Genomic DNA, 23405 nt, shown 5'->3' with positions numbered 1-23405 from the left:
AGAGACCTCCAATTTCGATTACCACCAAAATGAGGCGTTTTATTAGGGTTTCAAGCGCTTTTTTGGCCTCGGCCGCAACTATTTGACATTTGAGCGCAAGAACTGCCGCGATCCTTCCCCTGTGGTGCGGCCGGGCGGGTTTGCGCACCCGGGAGCCGGCCGGATGTTCTAGTTCTTGCGGCCCAGCGTCGCCGCACTGCCGCCGCGCGTGCTATCCGATACCACCGTAATCGGCAGCGGCACCATCTGAATCGTGGAGCCTAACCCGAGCAACGCCGCGAGCGGACTTTTCGGTTGCGCGACTTCGCCGATCGTAAAACGATCGAGCTCGGCGAGAAAAGCGAGGTTCGCCGCCTGCAACGCGCCACGCAGCCGGCACTGCGTCGTGATGACGCAAGGCCGCTGTTGGCCCTGCCGGTCCGGCAGACAGCCGACCAGCGCAAAGTCGCTTTCCGTGACCCGCACCACGTCGCCGACGGTCAGCGACAGCGATTGCGCGCCGAGCCGCAAGCCGCCGTTGCGGCCGCGCACGGTTTCGACCCAGCCGAGCTCGCCCAGCTGCTGCACGACCTTCATCAGATGGTTCTTCGAGATGCCGTAGGCTTGCGAAATGTCCTGAATCGTCGATAATCCGTCGCCCCGCACCGCGAGGTACAGCAGCACGCGCAGCGCGTAATCCGTATAGTCGGTAAGTCTCATAGGTCCCGGTATAGCTTGAAAGGCTGCGAGCAAGCGCCTTGAACGTCCCGATAACCGCGTCGAGGCAAGGGTTGCCGGGAACGAGCGCTACGCCCTAGCATGACTGGCTGGCATGAGTGGCCGGCGGGCGTCGTTCCCCGAATCGCGCTGCAATACTGTTTCGGATAGCAATAGTAGCTTTTTCCGCATCAACCGTTTGTTAGAAAAACGGGGGGGTCAAGGTTCAGTTCAGCCGTCATCGGCAACCGCAATTTTCTGGAATCCGCATGAATCCGTCTTTCCCCGCCGCGCCGCCGGTCGAACGCGCGGCCGAACCCACCGACGCCAATATCCGCGACCTCGTCTATGGCTTTTACGATCGCGTGCGTGCCGACCCGCTGCTCGGTCCGGTCTTCGACGCGAAGCTCGCGGGCCGCTGGGACGACCATCTGCCGAAGATGTGCACATTCTGGAGCAGCCTCGTGCTCGGCGCGAAGCAGTATCGCGGCAACGTGCAGCAGGCGCATCAGCCGCTCGAAGGCATCGAGCCGCAGCATTTCAGCCGCTGGCTGTATCTGTTCCTCGATACGGTCGAATCGCGCTATCAGCCGGCCGCGGCGGTCCGTTTCATGGAGCCGGCGCTGCGGATCGCGCAGAGTCTGCAACTGAGCCGTTTCGGCTGGGATTACAAGATCCCGCCGGAGCAGCAGGCGCTGCTCGAGCGGGTGGCGCCGCAGCGTCGGCCGCGAGTTGGCGACGTTGACGACGATGGCGAGCATCCGTCGCGGCCGGCTGGGGAGCCGTTTCCGGTGCCGATCATCGGACGCTCGCGGGACGAGTGAACGTCGGCCGGCGCCGACGTTCCTGACACAAGGAGGCCGCGTGCGCCGTCGCAACTCCGCGGCTCGCGACTCGTTTACTCCGGAGTCCGATTTCCCGATTCGATTCCCCAGCGCGCGAGCGCGGCATCGTCGGTCACGCGCGCGTCGACCCAGCGCTCGCCCGCGTCGGTTTTCTCCTTCTTCCAGAATGGCGCTTCGGTCTTCAGATAGTCCATCACGAATTCACACGACGCAAACGCGTCGCCGCGATGCGCGGCCGTCGTCGCAACGAGCACGATCTGATCGAGCGGATACAGCTTGCCGACGCGATGCACGATCAGCACCTCGATGCCCGGCCAGCGTTCGCGCGCACGCTCGACGATCGCCTCGAGCGACTTCTCCGTCATGCCCGGATAATGCTCGAGCTCCATCGTCTCGACCGCGCTGCCCTCGTTGAGATCGCGCACGGTGCCGACGAAGCACGCGAGCGCGCCGATCCTCGGATTGCGCGCGCGCAGCGCGGCCACCTCGGCGCTGAGGTCGAAGTCTTCGGTCTGGACGCGAACGGGCATGGACGGCTCCTGAGGGCTTTTGTCGCTGGCGTGAACGTGATGTGCGAGAGCGCGGTTCAGCCGCCGGTGACGGGCGGAAAGAACGCGACCTCGCAGCCCTCGGTGATGCGGGTGCTCGCGCCGGTCATCACGTGGTTGCAGGCCATGCGCAGCGCGCGGCCTTCGGCGAGCGTCTCGGCCCAGATGCCGCCACGCACGCGCAGCCACGCGCGCACATCGCCGACGGTCGCGATGCCGTCGGGCACCTCGACGCTTTCGTCGGACGTATTGAGCGCTTCACGCACGCTCGCAAAATATCGGAGTTCAATCTTCATCGGGATACCGTCGGTCTATGCCGCGCATGCCGCGGATGACCGGCCTCAGTTCAACAGTTCGGAAAACGGAATGAAGCGCACGGTTTCGCCGGCGCTGATCGCGTGGTTCGGCGGATTGTCGATCAGACCGTCGCCCCACACGGTCGACGTCAACACGGCCGAACTCTGATTGGCAAACAGATCGAGCCCTCCCGCCACGTTGACGCGCGCGCGCAGGAACTCGTTGCGGCGATCGGCCTTGCCCTGCGTGAAGTCCGCGCGCAGCGACAGCGCGCGCGGCGCGACCGCCTGCACGCCGGCCAGCCGCAGTACGAACGGACGCACGAACAGCAGGAACGTCACGAAGCTCGACACCGGATTGCCGGGCAGGCCGATGAAAAACGTTTCGGCCGGCTCGCCCCCATTTGCACCACCCGCACCACCCGCACCACCCGCACCACCCGCACCACGCCGCACCGCGCCGAACGCGAGCGGCTTGCCCGGCTTCATGGCGATCTGCCACATCGACAGACGCCCTTCGGCCTCCACCGCCGGCTTCACGTGATCCTCCTCGCCGACCGACACGCCGCCGCAGGTGAGAATCAGATCGTGCGCCTCGGCGGCTTCGCGCAGCGTCGCGCGGGTCGCGTCGAGTTGATCGGCGACGATGCCATAGTCGGTCACGTCGCAGCCGAGCTTCTCGAGCAGGCCGCGCAGCGTGAATCGATTCGAGTTGTAGATCGCGCCGGGCTTCAGCGGCTCGCCGGGCATCGTCAGTTCGTCGCCGGTGAAGAATACGGCGACTTTCACGCGGCGGCGCACCTCGAGCCGCGCGCATCCGACCGACGCGGCAAGCCCCAACGCCTGCGGCGTGAGCCGCGTGCCGGCCGGCAGGATCACCGAGCCCGCGCGAATATCGGCGCCCTGTGCGGTGATCCACTCGCCCGCCTGCGGACGATGCACGATCGTCACCTCGTCGCCAGCCGCCTCGGTCTGCTCCTGCATCACGACCGCGTCCGCGCCGGCGGCCACCGTCGCGCCGGTGAAGATGCGTGCCGCGCTGTTGGGCGCGAGCGGCGTCGGCGCATGGCCGGCCGGAATGCGTTGCGAGACCGGCAGGCGCCTGCCGTGCGCGAGATCGGCGATGCGGACCGCGTAGCCGTCCATCGCGCTCGTGTTCATCGGCGGCACGTCGAGCGGCGACGTGACGTCGGTGGCGAGCACGCGATTCAGCGCGTCGAGCGTCGGCAGCGTTTCGATACCGTCGAGCGCGCGCGCGGCGTCGAGCAGGATCGCCAGCGCATCGGCAGTGTCGAGCATCGGAGCGCGGGGCGTGGGTGTGGACATCTGGAGGGCGGAAGCCGCAGGTTAAAAGAACATTGTAGCGGCCGATGCCGTTAGCCTGGGCGGCCGGGCGTTATGGGGAGCTGTTTGTGTTTTTCGATGCGTGGCCGCGGAGGGTGCGGCCAGCGTTTTCTCGTAGTGCGGGCGTGGGCGTCAATCAACGTGAAGCGACACGCGGCATCCCGCGTGAGCCGTAAAGCGGCTCACGCGGCCCGCTCGCCCTTATTCGCCGGTATTCGCGACGATGAAGTCCTTCACCCGCTGCGCATCCGCGGGCACGACCTCGAAGCGCTGCGGCAGCGACTCGAGCCCCGAGAACGCCGCCGGCCGCTCCGGCTCGCGCAGCAGCGCCTCGCGGATCGTCTCGCCGAACTTGATCGGCTGCGCGGTCTCGAGCACGATCATCGGAATGCCGGACTGCAGATGCTCGCGCGCGACCTTCACGCCGTCGGCCGTGTGCGTGTCGATCATCGTGTCGTAACGCTGGAACACGTCGCGGATCGTGTCGACGCGGGTGTCGTGGCTGCTGCTGCCCGACACGAAACCGAACTCCCTTACGCGCGCGAAGTCGCCACTTGCCGCGAGATCGAAACCGCCCTTCTCCTCGACGTCGCGGAACAATTGCAGCACGCGCGCCGGATCGCGGCCGAGCAGGTCGTACACGAAGCGCTCGAAGTTCGATGCCTTCGAGATGTCCATGCTCGGGCTGCTCGTGTGATACGTCTCGGCCGCCTTGCGTACGCGGTAAATACCAGTGCGGAAGAACTCGTCGAGCACGTCGTTCTCGTTGGTCGCGACGACGAGCTTCTCGATCGGCAGACCCATCATGCGCGCGATATGACCCGCGCACACGTTGCCGAAGTTGCCCGACGGCACCGTGAACGACACGCGCTCGGCGTTCGACTTCGTCGCGGCAAAGTAGCCCTTGAAGTAATAGACGACCTGCGCGACGACCCGCGCCCAGTTGATCGAGTTGACCGTGCCGATCTTGTACTTCGCCTTGAACGCGTGATCGTTCGACACCGCCTTCACGATGTCCTGCGCGTCGTCGAACACGCCTTGCACCGCGAGGTTGAAGATGTTCGGGTCTTGCAGGCTGTACATCTGCGCGGTCTGGAACGCGCTCATCTTTTTGTGCGGCGACAGCATGAACACGCGGATGCCCTTCTTGCCGCGCATCGCGTATTCAGCGGCGCTGCCGGTGTCGCCCGACGTCGCGCCGAGAATGTTCAGCGTTTCGCCATGCTTCGCGAGCGCGTACTCGAACAGGTTGCCGATCAGCTGCATTGCCATGTCCTTGAACGCGAGCGTCGGACCGTTCGACAGTTCGAGCAGCGACAGCGGCGCGCCGTCTTCGACGCCGAGCGTCTTCAGCGGCGTGATCTGCGCGGCGCTTTCGTCGTCGCGCACGTTGCAGTAGGTCGCCGCCGTATAGGTCTTGCGCGTCAGTGCGCGCAGATCGTCGGCAGGAATGTCGTCGCAGAACTTCGACAGGATCTCGAAGGCGAGATCCGCGTACGGCAGCGTGCGCCAGCGCGTGAGTTCATCCGGGGTGACGCGCGGATAGTCGGCCGGCAGATACAGGCCGCCGTCTTTCGCGAGACCGCCGAGCAGGATCTCGGAGAAGGTATGGCGCTCGCCGGCTCCGGCGCCGCGCGTGGAGAGGTAGTTCATAGTTCGGCCTAGTTCAGCGCTTCCATGCGCAGCTTCGTGACTTGCGAGACGACGGTCTCGAGCGCCTCGATCGACCTGATCGCGGCATTGACCTGCTTTTCGACCGTCTCGTGCGTGATCAGCAGAATGTCGGTTTCGCCCTTGCCGTTCGCGTCGACGAGCTCCGATTCCTTTTGCAGCAGCGCATCGATCGAAATGCCGGTGTCCGCCAGAATGCGCGTGATGTCGGCGAGCACGCCGGTCACGTCGGCGACGCGCAGGCGCAGGTAGTAGCCGCTCGTGACTTCTTCGATCGGCAGGATCGGGGTGTTCGACAGGCTGTCCGGCTGGAATGCCAGATGCGGCACGCGGTGCTCGGGGTCGGCCGTGTGCAGACGCGTCACGTCGACAAGATCGGCGACCACGGCGGAAGCCGTCGGCTCGGCGCCCGCGCCCTTGCCGTAGTACAGCGTCGTGCCGACCGCGTCGCCATGCACGACGACCGCGTTCATCGCGCCTTCCACATTCGCAAGCAGGCGCTTTTCCGGAATCAACGTGGGGTGCACGCGCAGCTCGATGCCCTTGTCGGTGCGGCGCGTGATGCCGAGCAGCTTGATGCGGTAGCCGAGCTCCTCGGCGTATTTGATGTCGATCGCGGCGAGCTTGCTGATGCCTTCGACGTACGCGCGGTCGAACTGCACCGGCACGCCGAACGCGATCGCGCTCATGATCGTCGCTTTGTGCGCCGCGTCGACGCCCTCGATGTCGAAGGTCGGGTCGGCTTCCGCGTAGCCGAGCTCCTGCGCGGCCTTCAGCGCGGTCGCGAAATCGAGCCCACGGTCACGCATCTCCGACAGGATGTAGTTCGTCGTGCCGTTGATGATGCCCGCGATGTACTGGATGCGGTTCGCCGTCAGCCCTTCGCGCAGTGCCTTGATGATCGGAATGCCACCCGCCACCGCCGACTCGAACGCGACCATCACGCCGTTCGCGCGCGCCGCCTCGAAAATCTCCGTGCCATGCACCGCGAGCAGCGCCTTGTTGGCGGTGACCACGTGCTTGCCGTTGTTGATCGCGCGCAGCACGAGGTCGCGCGCGATGCCGGTGCCGCCGATCATTTCCGCGACGATCGCGATCGAAGGATCGTCGACGACCGCGTTGAAGTCATCGGTCAGCGCCACGCTGCCGGCTTCGCCGCCGAGCGCCGCGGTCGCCTTGGCCGGGTTGCGCACGGCAATGCGCGCAATCTCGATGCCGCGACCCGCGCGACGTTTGATTTCTTCCTGATTGCGGCGCAGTACCGTGAAGGTCCCGCTGCCTACCGTGCCGAAGCCCAGCAGTCCAACTTTGATCGGTTCCATGCAGCGTGTGTTTCTAGTAGAGGTTTGAAAAGGGTGTCGGGGGTGGCACGAGCGGCGCGCCTCATTTGACACATCAGGCGCCACATCGTACGCGACCCCGGCTCAGGCTGTGTGACGTTTGCGGTAGCCGTCGAGGAAGCGCGCGATCCGGTTGATCGAATCCGCGAGGTCGTCGACGTTCGGCAGGAACACGACACGGAAGTGATCCGGCGTCTTCCAGTTGAAGCCAGTGCCCTGCACGAGCAGCACGCGCTCTTCGAGCAGCAGGTCGAGGATGAACTGCTGGTCGTTCTGGATCGGATACACCTTCGGGTCGAGGCGCGGGAACATGTACAGCGCCGCCTCGGGCTTCACGCAGCTCACGCCGGGGATCGCCGTCAGCATGTCGTAGGCGAGTTCGCGCTGCTTGTACAGGCGGCCGCCCGGCACGATCAGGTCGTTGATGCTCTGATAGCCGCCGAGCGCGGTCTGGATCGCGTACTGGCCGGGCACGTTCGGGCACAGCCGCATCGACGCGAGGATGCCGAGCCCTTCCAGATAGTCTTTCGCGAGCCGGCGGTTCTCGCCGGTCAGGCCCGAAAGGGCCATCCAGCCGGCGCGATAGCCGCACGAGCGGTAGCTCTTCGACAGGCTGTTGAACGTGACGGTCAGCACGTCTTCGGACAGCGACGCCAGCGACGTGTGCGTCTTGCCGTCGTAGACTATCTTGTCGTACACCTCGTCGGCGAAGATCACGAGGCCGTGCTGGCGCGCGATCTCGATCAGGCCGAGCAGCAGTTCGTCCGAGTACAGCGCGCCGGTCGGGTTATTCGGGTTGATCACCACCAGCGCGCGCGTGTTCGGCGTGATTTTCGCGCGGATGTCATCGAGGTCGGGCATCCAGCTATTCGACTCGTCGCAGATGTAGTGCACCGGCGTGCCGCCCGCGAGGCTCACGCCGGCGGTCCACAGCGGGTAATCGGGCGCGGGCAGCAGCACTTCGTCGCCGTCGTTGACGAGGCCCTGGAGCGCCATCACGATCAGCTCGGACGCGCCGTTGCCGAGGTAGACGTCGTCCAGTTCGACGCCGTGCACGCCCTTTTTCTGCGTGTAGTGCATGATCGCCTTGCGCGCGGCGAACACGCCCTTCGAGTCGGAGTAGCCCGACGAGCTGGGCAGGTTCAGGATCATGTCCTGAATGATCTCGTCCGGCGCCTCGAAGCCGAACGGTGCCAGATTGCCGATGTTCAGCTTGATGATGCGGTGACCCTCTTCTTCGAGCCGCTTCGCATGTTCGAGGACGGGCCCGCGAATGTCGTAGCAGACATTCAACAACTTGTTGGATTTGAGAATCGGTTTCACGGCGGGCACTTCATCCTGGTTGATGGCTGGGGCAAACCTTGGGGCAAACGGGGCCTGGCTGACGACGCCGGGCCGCTCTGATTCACCGCTACGGGGAATTCGGACGCGGCGGCGACGGCGGCCAGCCGCGAAATGGGTCGAACTGTCGAGCGGCCGCGGCTTTCCGGGTTCCGGCGTGGGAAAAAACGCAGCGAAAGCGGGCGATGCCAACCCAGGTGGCCGGTGGGCCACGCCGATGTGCCCAGCGCGGCTTGTGGCGGCACTTGAGCGAGGGGCGCCGCAAGGCGGCTAAAAAGTTATAATTTAGCGGATTTTGGCCGACTTCCGCAATGCATCACCGCATCGGCAAGCCTTTTCGGCCTTCTCGTGTGTGACACGCGTCGAACCGCGCGGCCTGTGCGACGTGCAGCCAGGCCGGCAACACGCATGACGTCTCACGACGACTTCGGAAAACCAATTTGAAATTACATCAGGATTCCAGCGGCGCGCTCAATACCGTTACCGGCTACGGCGCCGACTACGTCGAAATCAATCTGGTGCGTCACGCGGGCAGTATTCTCGTGCTGCCGGACGCGCCGGTCATTCCCTGGCCCGTCTCGTCGTTCGAGCAGTTGAGCGCCGAGCATTTCGCGATGCTGGTCGACGCCGCGCCCGAAGTGGTCGTGTTCGGCAGCGGCGAGCGGCTGCGCTTTCCGCACCCGCGCCTGACCGCCGCGCTGACCGCGAAACGCATCGGCGTAGAAACGATGGACTTCAAGGCCGCCTGCCGCACCTACAACATTCTGATGGCCGAGGGCCGCAAGGTCGCGGCCGCGTTGCTGATCGAGGCCTGAGCGTGCCTGGCGCCGGCGCGCCCGGCCGGCCCGGTTCTGGCCCCCCGCGTCGCGCCCGTGCGCGCGCCGTCGATAACAAGAAGGGTTGATATTTCATGAACGATACGCCGTCGAGGCTACCGCTCAATCGCACCGCGATCCTGTTGCTGGTGCTGGTTCTCGCCGTGATCTGGTTCGTGCCGCTCGGCTGGCGCCATCTGCTGCCGAGCGACGAAGGCCGCTACGCCGAAATGGCGCGCGAAATGTTCCTGACCGGCGACTGGATCACGCCGCGCTACAACGGCTACAAGTACTTCGAGAAGCCGCCGCTGCAAACCTGGGCGAACGCGCTGACGTTCGCGTGGTTCGGCATCGGCGAATGGCAGGCGCGTCTCTACACCGCGCTGACGGGCTTCGCCGGCGTGCTGCTGATCGGCTTTACCGGCGCCCGCGTGTTCAACGCGGCGACCGGCGTGTTCGCGGCACTCGTGCTCGCCTGTTCGCCGTACTGGAACCTGATGGGCCACTTCAATACGCTCGACATGGGCCTGTCGCTCTGGATGGCGCTCACGCTGTGCGCGCTGCTGCTCGCCCAGCGCCCGAACCTGCGGCCCCCATGCGTGCGCGGCTGGATGTGGGTGTGCTGGGCGTCGATGGCGCTGGCGGTGCTCTCGAAGGGCCTGGTTGGGCTGATCCTGCCGGGCGCGGTGCTGGTGCTCTACACGCTGATCGCGCGCGACTGGGCGCTGTGGAAGCGTCTGCATCTGGTGAGCGGGCTGATCGTTTTTCTCGCGATCGTGACGCCGTGGTTCGTCCTCGTGCAGCAGCGCAATCCGGAATTCCTGAACTTCTTCTTCGTCGTTCAGCAGTTCAAGCGCTATCTGACGCCCGAGCAGAATCGCCCCGGCGCGTTCTACTACTTCGTGCCAGTACTGCTGGTGGGCTTCCTGCCGTGGCTGTCGGTAACCGTGCAAAGCGTGCGCCACGCGTGGCGCCAGCCGCGTCAGCCGAACGGCTTCGCGCCGGTCACGCTGATGCTCACGTGGATCGTCTTCATTTTCCTGTTCTTCAGCGCGTCGCACTCGAAGCTGCTGTCCTACACGCTGCCGATCGCGCCGCCGATCGCGATGCTGATCGGCATGTATCTGCCGCTCGTCACGCGCGAGCAGCTCCGCCGGCATCTGGCGGGCTACGCGCTGTTTTTCGTGGTCGCCGCGTTCGCGGCGCTGTTCCTGCCGCGCTTCGGCACTGCGCGCAATCCGGCCGAGCTGTATGCCGAATACCGCGTGTGGGTGCTCGCCGCGCTAGCCGTCGCGTTCGTGCTCACGCTGTTCGCGCTGTGGCTGAACCGCCGCGGCCAGGGCGGCGTGGGCGCCAACGCGCGAGTCGGTCTCGGCAGCCTCGCCGCGTTCGGCGCGGGCTGGCTGCTGCTCGGCACCATCGCGGGCACCGGCCACGACGTGTTCGGGCGCCTGAGTTCCGGCGCGCCGCTCGCGCCCGCGATCAAGGCCGAGCTCGCGAAGCTGCCGCCCGACACGCCGTTCTACTCGGTCGGCGTGCTCGACCACACGCTGCCGTTCTACGTCGGCCACACGATGATCATGGTCGCGCACCCGGACGAGCTCGCATTCGGCGTGTCCGTCGAGCCGCAAAAATGGGTGCCGACGGTCGACGCGTGGATCGAGCGCTGGAAGGCCGATCGCTACGCGCTCGCGCTGATCCCGCCGCCGACCTACGACCGCCTCGTCAAGCAAGGCGTGCCGATGCAGGTGATCGCGCGCGATCCGCGCCGCGTGGTGGTGATGAAGCCGCTCGCCGACGCGGCTGCCGCCGCCCCGGCCGCAGCGGCGGCGGCAGCACCCGCTACCCCCGCTAACGCCGCCTCGGCAGTCGTGGAAGTGAGGCCCGCGGCATCGGCCACGCCGGCCCCCGTCTCCACGCCCGCGGCAAAGCCGTAACCCTTTCGAGAACCAGACCGTTCGATGAACCCGATTTCCCTGTTCTGCATCCTGGCCGGCGTCACGCTGAATGCCGGCGCGCAGTTGCTGCTCAAGGCCGGCACGAATGCCGTTGGACACTTCGAATTCACCCGTGCGAACATCCTGCCCATCGGCTTCAAGCTGGCAACCCAGCCGCCGATCATCGGCGGACTCGCCTGCTACGTGATCAGCGTGGCGGTGTGGATCATCGGGCTCTCGCGCGTGGACGTGTCGATCGCCTATCCGATGCTGTCACTGGGCTACGTCGTCAACGCGATCGCCGCGTGGTACCTGTTCGGCGAAGTGATGTCGGTGCAGAAGCTGGTCGGCATCGGCATCATTCTCGTCGGCGTGGTCGTGCTCGCGCGCAGCTAGGCGCGGCGCCCCGCGTAGGAACCGGCGCGGCACACGCGCCGCCTAAGCGTGACGTAAGGTAGGCCGCGGTAAGCTGAGCGGTTGCGTTTTTTAAGCCGCGGCCTTGGGTTTGCGGGTAGTTTGTGGTTTACTTCGCGCCCGTCGGGCCGCGCCCCTTTCAATCGAGCGATGCATTCATGAGCCAGTCACAAGTCCCGTTTTTGCCGTTTGTCAAACCCGAGATCGACGAGGAAACGATCCAGGGCGTCGCCGACGTGCTGCGTTCCGGCTGGATCACCACCGGCCCGCAGAACCAGAAGTTCGAGGCCGCGCTGTCCGAGTTCTGCGGCGGCCGCCCGGTGCGCACCTTCAATTCCGGTACCGCGACGCTCGAAATCGGCCTGCGCATCGCCGGCGTCGGTCCCGGCGACGAAGTGATCACAACGCCGGCCACCTGGGTGTCGACCTGCAACGTGATCCTCGAAACCGGCGCGACGCCAGTGTTCGCCGACATCGACCCGATCACGCGCAACATCGATCTCGACCTGCTCGAAAAAGCGATCACGCCGCGCACCAAGGCGTTGCTGCCGGTGTTCCTGTCGGGCCTGCCGGTCGACATGGACCGTCTGTACGAGATCGCCCGCGTGCACGAGCTGCGCGTGATCGAAGACGCCGCGCAGGCATTCGGCTCCACCTGGAACGGCGAGCGCATCGGCAAGCTCGGCGACATCGTGTCGTTCAGCTTCCACGCGAACAAGAACCTGACCTCGGTCGAAGGCGGCGCGCTGGTGCTGAACAACGAGGAAGAAGCGGTGCTCGCGCAGAAGTACCGGCTGCAGGGCATCACGCGCACCGGCTTCGACGGCATGGACTGCGACGTGCTCGGCGGCAAGTACAACCTGACCGACGTCGCCGCGCGTGTCGGCCTCGGCCAGCTGCCGCATCTCGAGCGCTTTATCGCGCAGCGCAAGAAGCTCGTGCGCGCGTACTTCGCGCAACTCGAAGGCGGCGCGGCCGTTCAGCTCGGCGTCGGCCTGCCGCCCGCGGACTTCGAAAACAGCAACTGGCACATGTTCCAGATCACGCTGCCGCTCGAAAAACTGTCGATTGACCGCGCGGGCTTCATGGGCGAGCTGAAGGAGCGCGGCATCGGCTCGGGCGTGCACTACCCGGCGCTGCACCTGTTTTCCCTGTACCGCGCGCGCGGCTTCAAGGAAGGCATGTTCCCGCACGCGGAGCGCTTCGGCGCCACCACCGTCACGCTGCCACTCTTCACGCTGATGAACGAAGGCGACGTCGAGCGCGTGTGCCGCGCGGTCAACAAAATTTGCGAACACTACGGAAAATAAGCGGACATGACTTATTCGGAACATCGCGCCGTCGCACCGGAAGTGTCGATCATCATTCCGGTGTACAACGAGGAAGCCGGACTGGGCGCGCTGTTCGCGCGCCTCTATCCGGCGCTCGACGCGCTCGGCACCGGTTATGAAGTGATCTTCATCAACGACGGCAGCCGCGACAAATCCGCGGCGCTGCTCGCCGGGCAGTTCCGCGCGCGCCCCGACACCACGCGCGTGATCCTGCTGAACGGTAACTACGGCCAGCACATGGCGATTCTCGCGGGCTTCGAGCAGTCGCGCGGCGACATCGTGATCACGCTCGACGCCGACCTGCAGAATCCGCCCGAGGAAATCGGCAAGCTCGTCGCGAAGATGCGCGAAGGTTTCGACTACGTCGGCACGATCCGTCGGCAGCGCCAGGACAGCCTGTGGCGCCGCAAGGCGTCGCGCGCGATGAATCATCTGCGCGAGCGCATCACGCGCATCAAGATGACCGACCAGGGCTGCATGCTGCGCGCCTACAGCCGCCATATCGTCGATACGATCAACCGCTGCGGCGAAATCAACACGTTCATCCCGGCGCTCGCGTACACGTTCGCGCAGAATCCGGTGGAAATCGAGGTCGCGCACGAGGAACGCTTCGCCGGTGAGTCGAAGTACTCGCTGTACTCGCTGATCCGTCTGAATTTCGACCTCGTCACCGGCTTCTCGGTGGTGCCGCTGCAATGGCTGTCGTTCATCGGCGTGATCCTGTCGCTAGGGTCCGCGGCGCTGTTCGTCCTGCTGCTGATTCGCCGTTTCGTCATCGGCGCGGAAGTGCAAGGTGTGTTCACGCTGTTCGCCATCACGTTCTTCCTGCTCGGCGTGATCATCTTCGCGCTCGGCCTGCTCGGTGAATACATCGGCCGGATCTATCAGCAGGTGCGTGCGCGGCCGCGTTATCTGGTGCAGACCATTCTCGAGCAACGCGACGGCGGGGCCGTCGTGCAAGGCGTGCAGCCGGTGCCGGTCGCCGACCAGGGACACCATCCATGAAGCCGCGCGCCGTCGTATTCGCGTATCACAACGTCGGCGTGCGCTGCCTGCAGGTGCTGCTCGCGCGCGGCGTCGAGGTCGCGCTCGTCGTGACCCACGAAGACAACCCGAGCGAGAACATCTGGTTCGGCAGCGTCGCATCGGTGGCAGCCGGGCACGGCATTGCCGTCGTCACGCCGGCCGATCCGAAGAGCCCCGAACTGCGCGCCGCGGTGAGCGCCGCGCGGCCGGACTTCATCTTCTCGTTCTACTACCGCCACATGTTGCCGCTCGACCTGCTCGCGATCGCCGCACGGGGCGCTTACAACATGCACGGCTCGCTGTTGCCGAAGTATCGCGGCCGCGTGCCGACCAACTGGGCGGTGCTCAACGGCGAAAACGAAACCGGCGCAACGCTGCACGAAATGGCCGCGAAGCCCGACGCCGGCGCGATCATTGCGCAAACACCGGTGCCGATCCTGCCCGACGACACCGCCGCGCAGGTCTTCGACAAGGTCACGGTCGCCGCCGAGCAAACGCTGTGGCGCGTGCTGCCGGCGCTGCTCGCGGGCGAGGCGCCGCATCTGCCGAACGATCTCGCGCATGGCAGCTATTACGGCGGGCGCAAACCGGAAGACGGCCGCATCGACTGGAATCAGTCCGCGCAACAGGTCTACAACCTGATCCGCGCGGTCGCGCCGCCGTATCCGGGCGCTTTCACCGAGCTGAACGGACGCCGTTTCATCGTCGCGCGCGCGCGTCTGGCCGCGCCCGGCGCGCTCCGCTCGGATTTGCCCCCGGGCCTGCACGTAAGCGATAATGCCGTTTTCGCGATCTGCGGCGACGGCCGCGCGATCAACATCCACGAATTGCGGCATCAGCACGACGGCGGCGAGTCTGCCGTCAGTCCGGCGGAATTCGCCCAGCTCATCCAATCTCATTCATGAAAAAAGTCCTGATTCTGGGTGTGAATGGCTTCATCGGCCATCACCTGTCCAAACGCATTCTCGAAACCACCGACTGGGAAGTGTTCGGGATGGACATGCAGACCGAACGTCTCGGCGACCTCGTCAATCATGAGCGGATGCACTTCTTCGAAGGCGACATCACGATCAACAAGGAATGGGTCGAATATCACGTCAAGAAGTGCGATGTGATTCTGCCGCTCGTCGCGATCGCCACGCCCGCAACGTATGTGAAGCAGCCGCTGCGCGTGTTCGAACTCGACTTCGAGGCGAACCTGCCGATCGTGCGTTCAGCCGTCAAGTACGGCAAGCATCTGGTGTTTCCGTCGACCTCCGAGGTCTATGGCATGTGCACGGACGAGCAGTTCGATCCGGAAGAATCGCAGCTGTCGTACGGCCCGATCAACAAGCCGCGCTGGATCTACGCGTGCTCGAAGCAGCTGATGGACCGCGTGATCTGGGGCTACGGCATGGAAGGCCTGAACTTCACGCTGTTCCGTCCGTTCAACTGGATCGGCCCGGGCCTCGACTCGATCTACACGCCGAAGGAAGGTAGCTCGCGCGTGGTCACGCAGTTCCTCGGCCACATCGTGCGCGGCGAGAACATCAGCCTCGTCGATGGCGGCGCGCAGAAGCGCGCGTTCACGGACATCGACGACGGCATCAGCGCGCTGATGAAGATCATCGAGAACAAGAACGGCGTCGCCACCGGCAAGATCTACAACATCGGCAACCCGATCAACAACTTCTCGGTGCGTGAGCTCGCGCACAAGATGCTGGCACTCGCGGCCGAATTCCCCGAATACGCGGACTCGGCCAGGAAAGTGCAACTGGTCGAAACGTCGTCGGGCGCGTACTACGGCAACGGCTATCAGGACGTGCAGAACCGCGTGCCGAAGATCGACAACACGAAGCAGGAACTCAGCTGGGCACCCACGTCGACTTTCGACGAAGCGCTGCGCAAGATTTTCGAAGCGTATCGCGGCCACGTCGCGGAAGCCCGCGCACTCGTCGAACAGCAATAAGGGCGCGTCCTTGGCTCGCATCGTCCTGAAGATCGACGTCGACACGCTACGCGGCACCCGCGAAGGCGTGCCGAATCTCGCGCGCATCTTCGACCGCTTCAAGGCGCGCGCCACCTTCCTGTTCAGCCTCGGGCCCGACCACACCGGTTGGGCGATGCGCCGCGTACTGCGGCCGGGCTTTCTGAAGAAGGTGTCGCGCACGTCGGTGGTCGAGCATTACGGCCTCAGGCAGTTGATGTACGGCGTGCTGCTGCCCGGTCCGGACATCGGCGCGAAGGCCGCGGCCGAGATGCGCGCGATCCACGAAGCCGGCTTCGAGTGCGGCATCCATACGTGGGATCACGTGTACTGGCAGGACAACGTGCGCGCCAAAGATCGCGCGTGGACCGTCGCGCAGATGCAGCGGAGCCACGCGCGGTTCATCGAGATATTCGGCGCGCCGCCCGTCACGCACGGCGCCGCGGGCTGGCAGATGAACGGCCACGCGTTCGAGCAGATCGACGCGTGGGGCATGCGCTACGCTTCCGACGGCCGCGGCCACTCGCCATATCTGCCGGTGGTCGACGGCAGGACGCTGAAGCACGTGCAGATGCCGACCACGCTCCCGACGCTCGACGAAGTGCTCGGTGTCGATGGTGTCGATACGCACAACGTCGCCGCGTGGATGCTGAAACGAACTGAAAAAAATCCGCACGACCAGGTGTTCACGCTGCACGCGGAACTCGAAGGACAGAAACTCGCGCCGGTTTTCGAACAGTTGCTCGAAGGCTGGCGCGCCCAGGGCCACACGTTCGCGACGATGGGCGATTACTACGCCACGCTAGACCGCGACACGCTGCCATCGTACCCTGTCGCGTGGGGCGAGATTCCGGGACGCTCCGGCGAACTGATCGTCCAGCCCTGAAGGCCCGCGACGCGGGAGCCGTTAGAAGGCGCGCCGCTTGTTGCCCGCCCGTTGCCGGCCTGTTGCCCGCCTGTCACCCGCTTCCTTGCCGGGTCTGACGATCGGACAACCGCGCGCCGACCGTATTCCCGAACAACAACAACCTCGACGACAGACCGGCCGACGCCGCGGCACCTAGCGACGCCAGCCCCAACAACCGGAGAACCTCGTGTCCATCGCAGTCGACCAACCCATCCCCGACTTCACCGCCGCCGCGACGGGCGGCGAAATCACGCTGTCAAAGCTGCGGGGCAAGAAGGTGGTGCTGTATTTCTATCCGAAGGACAACACGCCGGGCTGCACGACCGAAGGGTTGCAGTTCCGCGATCTGTATCCGAAGTTCAAGAAAGCCGGCGCGGAAGTGATCGGCGTGTCGCGCGACAGCCTGCGTTCGCATGACAACTTCAAGGCTAAGCTCGAACTACCCTTCCCGCTGATTTCCGACCCGGAAGAAACGCTGTGCGCCCTCTTCGCCGTCATTAAAATGAAGAAAATGTATGGCAAAGAGGTACGGGGGATCGAGCGCTCCACGTTCCTCATCGACGCCGATGGCGTGCTGCGCCACGAGTGGCGCGGCGTTAAAGTGCCGGGCCACGTCGACGACATTCTGGAGGCTGTACAAGCGCTTTGATGCGCGTTATATTGGCCCGCAATGAGTGCCTGTCCACCCCACATTGTTCTCCGCTGCGCCAGCCCTGACGGCCGCCTGACCGGATCCACCGGTGCCGTTCGGAGCGTGAGGCGCAACGTGAGCATCATCGTCGAGCCGCTTGCCCCGAATGCCGGGGCGGCGGCTTTTTTAATTGCGCGCGACCGTTCGTTCATCGGTTCACGCGCTTCCGTCAAGGAGCCTATCGAAAACCAGGCGAACCGGCATCTCTAGACCGAATGCGCGCCTCCTCGCGCAGACTCGATGTCCCGTGAGGACATCGTCAGAATGCGACGGGCGGCGCACGATATGTGACCCGATCATTTCGAGGGAAACCATGCCTTTGCCTACTCCCCCCAACAAGCTCGGCAATCTTTTGTCGCCTGACGAATACAAGGCCAAAGCCGTCACGCCCGCGCGCTCCGCCGCGAAAAAACAGGCGCGTGAAGGGGAATCCGCAGAGTCGGCCGATTACGGCCGCGTCAATGTCGCCACACCGATGGCGCACGCTGCCAACGCCGCCACCACGTTGTGGCCCGTGCCCGCCGTCGAGTCGCCGCCCGCCGCGCAACCCGCGCCCGCGCGCGGCCGCAAGACCAGGCAGACCGCCGCGCTGTTGCAGCCGGTTCCGTCCGCCCGCCCGCAGTTCGAAGCCGACGCGACAGAAGCGCAGCCGGTCGTCGCACGCGCGCCTGCCGCGAAGCAGCGCACGGACGAAACAGCCGCCGCGCCCGCCGCAGCGAGCCCTGCCGCCACGCGCAAGAAACGTGGCGCGGGCGCCACGCCAGCCGAGGTGCAGAAGCTTTTCGTGCTCGACACCAACGTGCTGATGCACGATCCGAGCTGCCTGTTCCGCTTCGAGGAGCACGACGTCTATCTGCCGATGATGACGTTGGAAGAGCTCGACAACCACAAGAAGGGAATGTCGGAAGTCGCGCGTAACGCGCGTCAGGTGAGCCGCACGCTCGACGCGCTCGTCGCGAACGCGGGCGACATGGCCGACGGCATTTCGCTCGCGCGTCTGGGCAGCCGCGAGGCCTCCGGGCGGCTGTACTTCCAGACCCGGCTGACCGCGATCGAGCCGGTCGAAGGTCTGCCCGAAGGCAAGGCCGACAACCAGATCCTCGGCGTCGTGCGCGCGCTGCAGCGCGATCGCGCTGATCGCCAGGTCGTGCTGGTGTCAAAAGACATCAACATGCGCATCAAGGCGCATGCGCTCGGTCTGCCCGCCGAAGACTACTTCAACGACCAGGTGCTCGAGGACAGCGACCTGCTGTACACGGGCATCCGCGCCCTGCCGCAAGACTTCTGGACCAGGCACGCGAAGGGCATGGAAAGCTGGCAGGACACGAAAACCGGCACCACGTACTACCGCGTGACGGGTCCGCTGTGCGCATCGATGCTGGTCAACGAGTTCGTTTATCTGGAGCCGCAGAACGGCGAGCCCGCGTTTCATGCGCTGGTGCGCGAACTGAACGGCAAGACCGCGCTGCTGCAAACGCTGCGTGACTACGGCCACCACAAGAACAACGTGTGGGGCATCACGGCGCGCAATCGCGAGCAGAACTTCGCGCTGAACCTGCTGATGAATCCGGACATCGACTTCGTCACGCTGCTCGGCCAGGCCGGCACCGGCAAGACGCTGGTCGCACTCGCGGCGGGTCTCGCGCAGGTGCTCGACGACAAGCGCTACAACGAGATCATCGTGACGCGCGCGACGGTGCCGGTCGGCGAAGACATCGGCTTTCTGCCGGGCACCGAAGAGGAAAAGATGCAGCCGTGGATGGGTGCGTTCGACGACAACCTCGAAGTGCTGCAGAAAACCGACGACGCCGCCGGCGAATGGGGCCGCGCCGCGACCCAGGAGCTGATCCGCTCGCGCCTGAAGATCAAGAGCATGAACTTCATGCGCGGCCGCACGTTCGTCGACAAGTATCTGATCATCGACGAGGCGCAGAACCTGACGCCGAAGCAGATGAAGACGCTCGTCACGCGCGCCGGTCCGGGCACGAAGATCATCTGCCTTGGCAACATCGCGCAGATCGATACGCCTTACCTGACCGAGGGCAGTTCGGGCCTGACCTATGTGGTCGATCGCTTCAAGGGCTGGGCGCACAGCGGACACGTGACGCTCGCGCGCGGCGAGCGCTCGCGCCTCGCTGACTACGCGTCGGAGATTCTCTAGAGGTTCGCCGGTTTTTTCCGGCTTTTGATCGCAGGCCGCGTCCGGTTCGTTCCGGACGCGGCCTTTTTATTGCGCCGGCGTTCCACGCAGGCAACATTTAGCGCACAAACTTCAAGTAATTTATCAACAATTCTTGCCGCGGCCTTGTTGGGCGGCTACCATCCCGACATCCTCAGTGAGTAAATGGGCGCTTACCGCCCGTGCCGTCTTCATGCGCCGACTCGCCTTATCGCTGCTGCCCGTCCTGCTGCTCGCCGCCTGTGCCGGCGCGCCGCAGAAGACGTCGCGCGGGTCAGGCGGCAGCGTCGTCGCGAACGGCGCCTATCGCGCGCCGCCGCCCGGCTTTCCCCACTTCGTCGATCACAGCATCGGCCGCGAGGAAATCTCCATTCAGGCGATGAGTCTCGTCGGCGTGCCCTACCGGTGGGGCGGCAATACGCCCGACAGCGGCTTCGATTGCAGCGGACTCGTGCGGTACGTCGTGCTGCGCGCGGCGTCGGTGAACCTGCCGCGCACGACGGCCGAGATGAGCGGGCGCGGCGAGTCGATCGAACCGGACGAAATCGCGCCAGGCGATCTGATCTTTTTCAACACGACGGGGCGCGCGCATTCGCACGTCGGCATCTACGTGGGCAAGCTGCGCTTCGTCAACGCGCCATCGACGGGCGGCACCGTGCGGCTCGACTATCTGACCAATCCCTACTGGGCGAAGCGCTTCGACGGCATCCGCCGGATGGCGGGACCGGCGGCGCCGTTCGATACGCCGAGCTATCAGGCTGCGGCGCCGCAAACCGAGCGAGGTGCTGCGGTCGCGGCGACGGGCACGGCAACAACCGTGGCAGTTCCGGCAGCGTCGATCTACGCGGGCCCGACGGCGCTGTCCAGCGCGTCGTCGATGGCAACGGCCCGGCCGGTCGCGAGCGCGACGCCGGCGACCCGTGCAGGCGGCGGCACGCCCGTCGTGCAAGCCGATCAATTCGAGCCGCCGCCGTCGGGCCTCGGCGCCGCGCAGCTGCAGGCACGCTCAGCGGGCGCCGTGGCAGCGACGATGGTCCCCGCGGCTCAGACGAGCACGTATGAAAGCGGCGCTCGTTCGCCCGCTCAACCGATGCAGTCCGCGACGACCGCCCGCACCCTTGCCCAACCTTCACCCGACCCGATCGACGCCGCCGCCGATGCATTCGAACCGCCGCCACCCGCCTCCATCGCGGAACGCCAGGCGCGGCAGATGCAGCAGACCGAAGGCACTGGATCCGTGCAGCTCATGCGTGCGTCGACGGCTTCCCACGGCGTGCCCGCACCCACGCAAAGCAGCGACGACCCGATCGCCCGTTTCGCGAACGGCAACTTCTGACGCCGTGATCTGCTATCGTCATCGATATTCTTTCGACGGCGGGTAACGACCATGGAACTCGGGCTCAGAAATAAGGTGGTGCTCATCACCGGCGGCAGCAAAGGCATCGGTTTCGCCTGCGCGCGCGCCTTCGCACAGGAAGGCGCGAAGGTCGCGATCGTGTCGCGCGACCCCGCCAACCTTGCGCGCGCCTACGAACAGCTGAAACAGGAAGGATTCCACGTGCACCGCACGCGCGCCGACCTGCACGAAGCGCACAGCGCCGCCGATATCGTCGAGGAAGTCAGCACCGCCGTGGGCCCGATCGACGTACTGATCAACAGTGCCGGCGCCGCGCGCCGGTACGACCCCGAGACGCTCGATGCCGACGCATTCCGCGCGACGATGGAAGCGAAGTATTTCCCGTATATCTATCCGCAGCAGGAAGTGCTGCGCCGTATGGCCGAGCGCGCGAAAGCCAACGGCGGTGCCGAGCCGGGCACGATCGTCAATATCATCGGCATGGGCGGCAAGGTCGCGAGCGACATCCATATCGCAGGCGGCGCGGCCAACGCGGCGCTGATGCTCGCGACCGTCGGCCTCGCGCACTACTACGCGCGCTATGGCATCCGCATCAACGCGATCAATCCGGGCTCGACGCTGACCGAGCGCGTCGAGGAAGCGGTCCGGCTGGAAGCGGCGCAGCAAGGCATCGGCAATGACGAAGCGCTCGCGCGCGGCCAGGCCCGGATGCCGCTCGGGCGCTATGCAAAGCCGGAGGAAATCGCCGACGTGGCGCTGTTCCTCGCGAGCCGCCGCGCGAGCTATGTGACGGGCGCGATCATTCCGATGGATGGTGCGAATGCGCCGCTGATCTGAACGCGTCGTGCAACGCGCTTTTTAGTCGAACTGCGTAGGGACACCGGTGCGATGCCATGGGCGGCATGTAGCCGAAGCCCGCGCGTGCTGTTCAGCCAAACTCAGCCGAACCCGGCAGCGCAGGTCTGCATCGCATGGTGATTACAGGAAGTGGTGGCCCAGCCACCAGGCCCCGCCGGACAGCACCGCGGAAGCCGGGATCGTCAGAATCCAGGCCCAGACGATGTTGCCGGCGACACCCCAGCGCACCGCGCTCAGCTTCTGCGTCGCGCCGACTCCGACGATCGCGCCGGTGATCGTATGCGTGGTAGAGACGGGAATGCCGAGCGCCGAGGCGGTAAAAAGCGTGATCGCTCCGCCCGCCTCCGCGCAGAAGCCGCCGACCGGCTTCAATTTCGTGATTTTCTGGCCCATCGTGCGCACGATGCGCCAGCCACCGAACAGCGTACCGAGACCCATCGACAGATAGCAGCCGCCGATCACCCACAGCGGCGGCGCGTCCGCCTTCATCGACGCGAAGCCGGTCGCGATCAGTAGCATCCAGATGATGCCGATGGTTTTCTGCGCGTCGTTGCCACCGTGACCCAGGCTGTACAGGCCAGCGGAGAACAATTGCAGACGCCTGAAGCGCCGGTCGACCTTGCTAGGCGGCGTGCGGAAGTACAGCCACGACACCAGCAGCATGAAAAACGAGCCGAGCACGAAGCCGAGCAGCGGTGAAATGAAGATGAACGCGACGGTCTTCATCAGGCCATCCCAGTTCAGCGATCCCCAGCCCGACTTCGCGAGCGCCGCACCCACGAGGCCGCCGATCAGCGCGTGCGACGAGCTGGACGGAATGCCGTAGACCCAGGTGATCACGTTCCACGCGATCGCGCCGACCAACGCGCCGAAGATCACGTAGTGGTCGACGATGTCCGGGTCGATCGTGCCCTTGCCGACGGTCGCGGCCACCTTCAGGTGAAACACGAAATACGCGATGACGTTGAACGCCGCCGCGAACGCCACCGCCTGCTGTGGCTTCAGCACGCCGGTCGACACGACCGTGGCGATCGAATTCGCCGCGTCGTGAAAACCGTTCATGAAGTCGAACACCAAAGCAATGGCAACCAGGCCGGTGACGACCCAGATAGCGAGTTGTATCGATTGCATTATGCGTTTTCCAGCACGATGCCTTCGATGATGTTGGCCACATCCTCACACTTGTCCGTGATCGTTTCGAGCAGCTCGTAGATCGCCTTGAGCTTGATCAGGACCTTGACGTCGTCTTCCTCGCGGAACAGCTTCGACATCGCCGCGCGCAGCACGCTGTCGGCTTCCGATTCGAGCCGGTCGATGTCCTCGCAGGCCTTCAGGATCTGGCTCGCCTGCTTCATGTCCGACAGCAGGCTGACCGCCAACTGCACGCGCTCGCAGGTTGCCGTGCAGATATGCGCGAGCTGGCTCGCCTCCGACGTGACCGCTTGCACGTCGTACAGCGAGATCGCGGTGGCGACGTCCTCCATCAGGTCGAGGATGTCGTCCATCGTCGTGATCAGCTTGTGGATCTCGTCGCGGTCGAGCGGCGTGATGAAGGTCTTGTGCAGCAGGTCGATGGCTTCGTGCGTGAGCTTGTCGGCCGCTTTCTCGGCCTTTTGTACGTTCTGCTTGTGGGTTTCGGCGTCCTGCAGATTGTCGATCAGGAGTTCGAGTTCGCGGCTTGCCGAGATGATGCACGTTGCGTGCGAATTGAAGATTTCAAAGAACTTGCCCTCGGTGGGCATGAATCGACCGAACATTGGGATCCTGGAAATGGGTCACGTCATGGCTGACATAAAAGCGCCATATTGTACCGTTCCGCCATCGTTGCCGCACTCGCGACAGC

General features: G+C 65.1%; 23 protein-coding genes. 14 read left to right on the top strand and 9 right to left on the bottom strand.

What is annotated here, in order from left to right; genetic code table 11:
* Positions 1–168 precede the first annotated feature (168 nt).
* Positions 169–699, bottom strand: a complete 531-nt coding sequence (locus tag OKW27_RS37130; RefSeq protein WP_429336376.1) for an Rrf2 family transcriptional regulator — start codon at positions 697–699, stop codon at positions 169–171.
* A gap of 266 nt (positions 700–965) precedes the next feature.
* On the opposite strand from OKW27_RS37130, the gene OKW27_RS37125 reads away from it, so the two are divergent.
* Positions 966–1520: a group III truncated hemoglobin gene (locus OKW27_RS37125; RefSeq protein ID WP_429336375.1), complete on the top strand. Its 555-nt coding sequence runs from the start codon at positions 966–968 to the stop codon at positions 1518–1520.
* A 74-nt stretch (positions 1521–1594) separates the two neighbouring features.
* On the opposite strand, the gene OKW27_RS37120 is transcribed toward OKW27_RS37125, so the two are convergent.
* The 6 genes from OKW27_RS37120 to OKW27_RS37095 all read right to left on the bottom strand — a co-directional run bounded on the left by OKW27_RS37120 (position 1595) and on the right by OKW27_RS37095 (position 8072).
* Positions 1595–2071, bottom strand: coding sequence for a molybdenum cofactor biosynthesis protein MoaE (locus tag OKW27_RS37120; RefSeq protein ID WP_184064873.1), 477 nt, complete (start codon positions 2069–2071; stop codon positions 1595–1597).
* Between the two features lie 56 nt (positions 2072–2127).
* Positions 2128–2385 (bottom strand): molybdopterin converting factor subunit 1, encoded by a 258-nt coding sequence (moaD, locus tag OKW27_RS37115; RefSeq protein ID WP_090804599.1) that lies wholly within the window; start codon positions 2383–2385, stop codon positions 2128–2130.
* A gap of 45 nt (positions 2386–2430) precedes the next feature.
* A complete protein-coding gene (locus OKW27_RS37110; RefSeq protein ID WP_429336374.1) occupies positions 2431–3684 on the bottom strand; it encodes a molybdopterin molybdotransferase MoeA in 1254 nt (417 codons plus the stop codon).
* Positions 3685–3930: 246 nt separating this feature from the next.
* Positions 3931–5382, bottom strand: coding sequence for a threonine synthase (gene thrC, locus OKW27_RS37105; protein WP_429336373.1), 1452 nt, complete (start codon positions 5380–5382; stop codon positions 3931–3933).
* Positions 5383–5390: 8 nt separating this feature from the next.
* On the bottom strand, positions 5391–6722 hold the full coding sequence (locus OKW27_RS37100) for a homoserine dehydrogenase (RefSeq protein WP_090804593.1): 1332 nt from the start codon (positions 6720–6722) through the stop codon (positions 5391–5393).
* 102 nt (positions 6723–6824) lie between these two features.
* A complete protein-coding gene (locus tag OKW27_RS37095; protein WP_429336372.1) occupies positions 6825–8072 on the bottom strand; it encodes a pyridoxal phosphate-dependent aminotransferase in 1248 nt (415 codons plus the stop codon).
* 449 nt (positions 8073–8521) lie between these two features.
* Between OKW27_RS37095 and OKW27_RS37090 the strand changes: the two genes are divergently transcribed.
* The 13 genes from OKW27_RS37090 (at position 8522) to OKW27_RS37030 (ending at position 21541) form a co-directional block, all read left to right on the top strand.
* Positions 8522–8896 carry an Mth938-like domain-containing protein gene (locus OKW27_RS37090; protein WP_090804589.1) on the top strand — a complete coding sequence of 125 codons (375 nt, stop codon included), beginning with the start codon at positions 8522–8524 and terminating at the stop codon, positions 8894–8896.
* A 95-nt stretch (positions 8897–8991) separates the two neighbouring features.
* A complete protein-coding gene (locus tag OKW27_RS37085) occupies positions 8992–10833 on the top strand; it encodes a glycosyltransferase family 39 protein (protein ID WP_429336371.1) in 1842 nt (613 codons plus the stop codon).
* A 24-nt stretch (positions 10834–10857) separates the two neighbouring features.
* Positions 10858–11229 (top strand): SMR family transporter, encoded by a 372-nt coding sequence (locus OKW27_RS37080; protein WP_013089326.1) that lies wholly within the window; start codon positions 10858–10860, stop codon positions 11227–11229.
* Between the two features lie 176 nt (positions 11230–11405).
* Positions 11406–12557, top strand: a complete 1152-nt coding sequence (locus OKW27_RS37075) for a DegT/DnrJ/EryC1/StrS family aminotransferase (protein ID WP_429336370.1) — start codon at positions 11406–11408, stop codon at positions 12555–12557.
* 6 nt (positions 12558–12563) lie between these two features.
* Positions 12564–13583: a glycosyltransferase gene (locus OKW27_RS37070; RefSeq protein ID WP_429336369.1), complete on the top strand. Its 1020-nt coding sequence runs from the start codon at positions 12564–12566 to the stop codon at positions 13581–13583.
* Positions 13580–14509, top strand: a complete 930-nt coding sequence (locus OKW27_RS37065; RefSeq protein ID WP_184064856.1) for a formyltransferase — start codon at positions 13580–13582, stop codon at positions 14507–14509. The genes OKW27_RS37070 and OKW27_RS37065 overlap by 4 nt, the downstream gene beginning before the upstream one ends.
* Positions 14506–15552, top strand: a complete 1047-nt coding sequence (locus OKW27_RS37060) for a bifunctional UDP-4-keto-pentose/UDP-xylose synthase (protein ID WP_187628317.1) — start codon at positions 14506–14508, stop codon at positions 15550–15552. The genes OKW27_RS37065 and OKW27_RS37060 overlap by 4 nt, the downstream gene beginning before the upstream one ends.
* A gap of 10 nt (positions 15553–15562) precedes the next feature.
* Entirely contained in the window at positions 15563–16456 is an 894-nt protein-coding gene (locus OKW27_RS37055) for a polysaccharide deacetylase family protein (protein WP_090804579.1), read from the top strand.
* A gap of 208 nt (positions 16457–16664) precedes the next feature.
* A complete protein-coding gene (locus OKW27_RS37050; RefSeq protein WP_090804577.1) occupies positions 16665–17126 on the top strand; it encodes a peroxiredoxin in 462 nt (153 codons plus the stop codon).
* A gap of 117 nt (positions 17127–17243) precedes the next feature.
* Positions 17244–17378, top strand: a complete 135-nt coding sequence (locus tag OKW27_RS37045) for a hypothetical protein (RefSeq protein WP_260321379.1) — start codon at positions 17244–17246, stop codon at positions 17376–17378.
* Between the two features lie 103 nt (positions 17379–17481).
* Positions 17482–19329, top strand: coding sequence for a PhoH family protein (locus OKW27_RS37040; protein WP_429336368.1), 1848 nt, complete (start codon positions 17482–17484; stop codon positions 19327–19329).
* A gap of 211 nt (positions 19330–19540) precedes the next feature.
* A complete protein-coding gene (locus tag OKW27_RS37035) occupies positions 19541–20683 on the top strand; it encodes a C40 family peptidase (RefSeq protein ID WP_090804573.1) in 1143 nt (380 codons plus the stop codon).
* A gap of 51 nt (positions 20684–20734) precedes the next feature.
* On the top strand, positions 20735–21541 hold the full coding sequence (locus OKW27_RS37030) for an SDR family oxidoreductase (RefSeq protein WP_090804571.1): 807 nt from the start codon (positions 20735–20737) through the stop codon (positions 21539–21541).
* Between the two features lie 141 nt (positions 21542–21682).
* On the opposite strand, the gene OKW27_RS37025 is transcribed toward OKW27_RS37030, so the two are convergent.
* Positions 21683–22693: an inorganic phosphate transporter gene (locus OKW27_RS37025; RefSeq protein WP_090804569.1), complete on the bottom strand. Its 1011-nt coding sequence runs from the start codon at positions 22691–22693 to the stop codon at positions 21683–21685.
* Entirely contained in the window at positions 22693–23319 is a 627-nt protein-coding gene (locus tag OKW27_RS37020; RefSeq protein ID WP_429336367.1) for a DUF47 domain-containing protein, read from the bottom strand. Before OKW27_RS37020 ends, OKW27_RS37025 begins: the two co-directional genes overlap by 1 nt.
* Between the last annotated feature and the right edge of the window lie 86 nt (positions 23320–23405).

It is taken from the genome of Paraburkholderia sp. 35.1, from assembly GCF_050436525.1.
Lineage (GTDB): Bacteria > Pseudomonadota > Gammaproteobacteria > Burkholderiales > Burkholderiaceae > Paraburkholderia > Paraburkholderia tuberum.
Note: the sequence above shows the minus strand (reverse complement) of the source record. Positions and strands in the feature narration are given on the sequence as shown.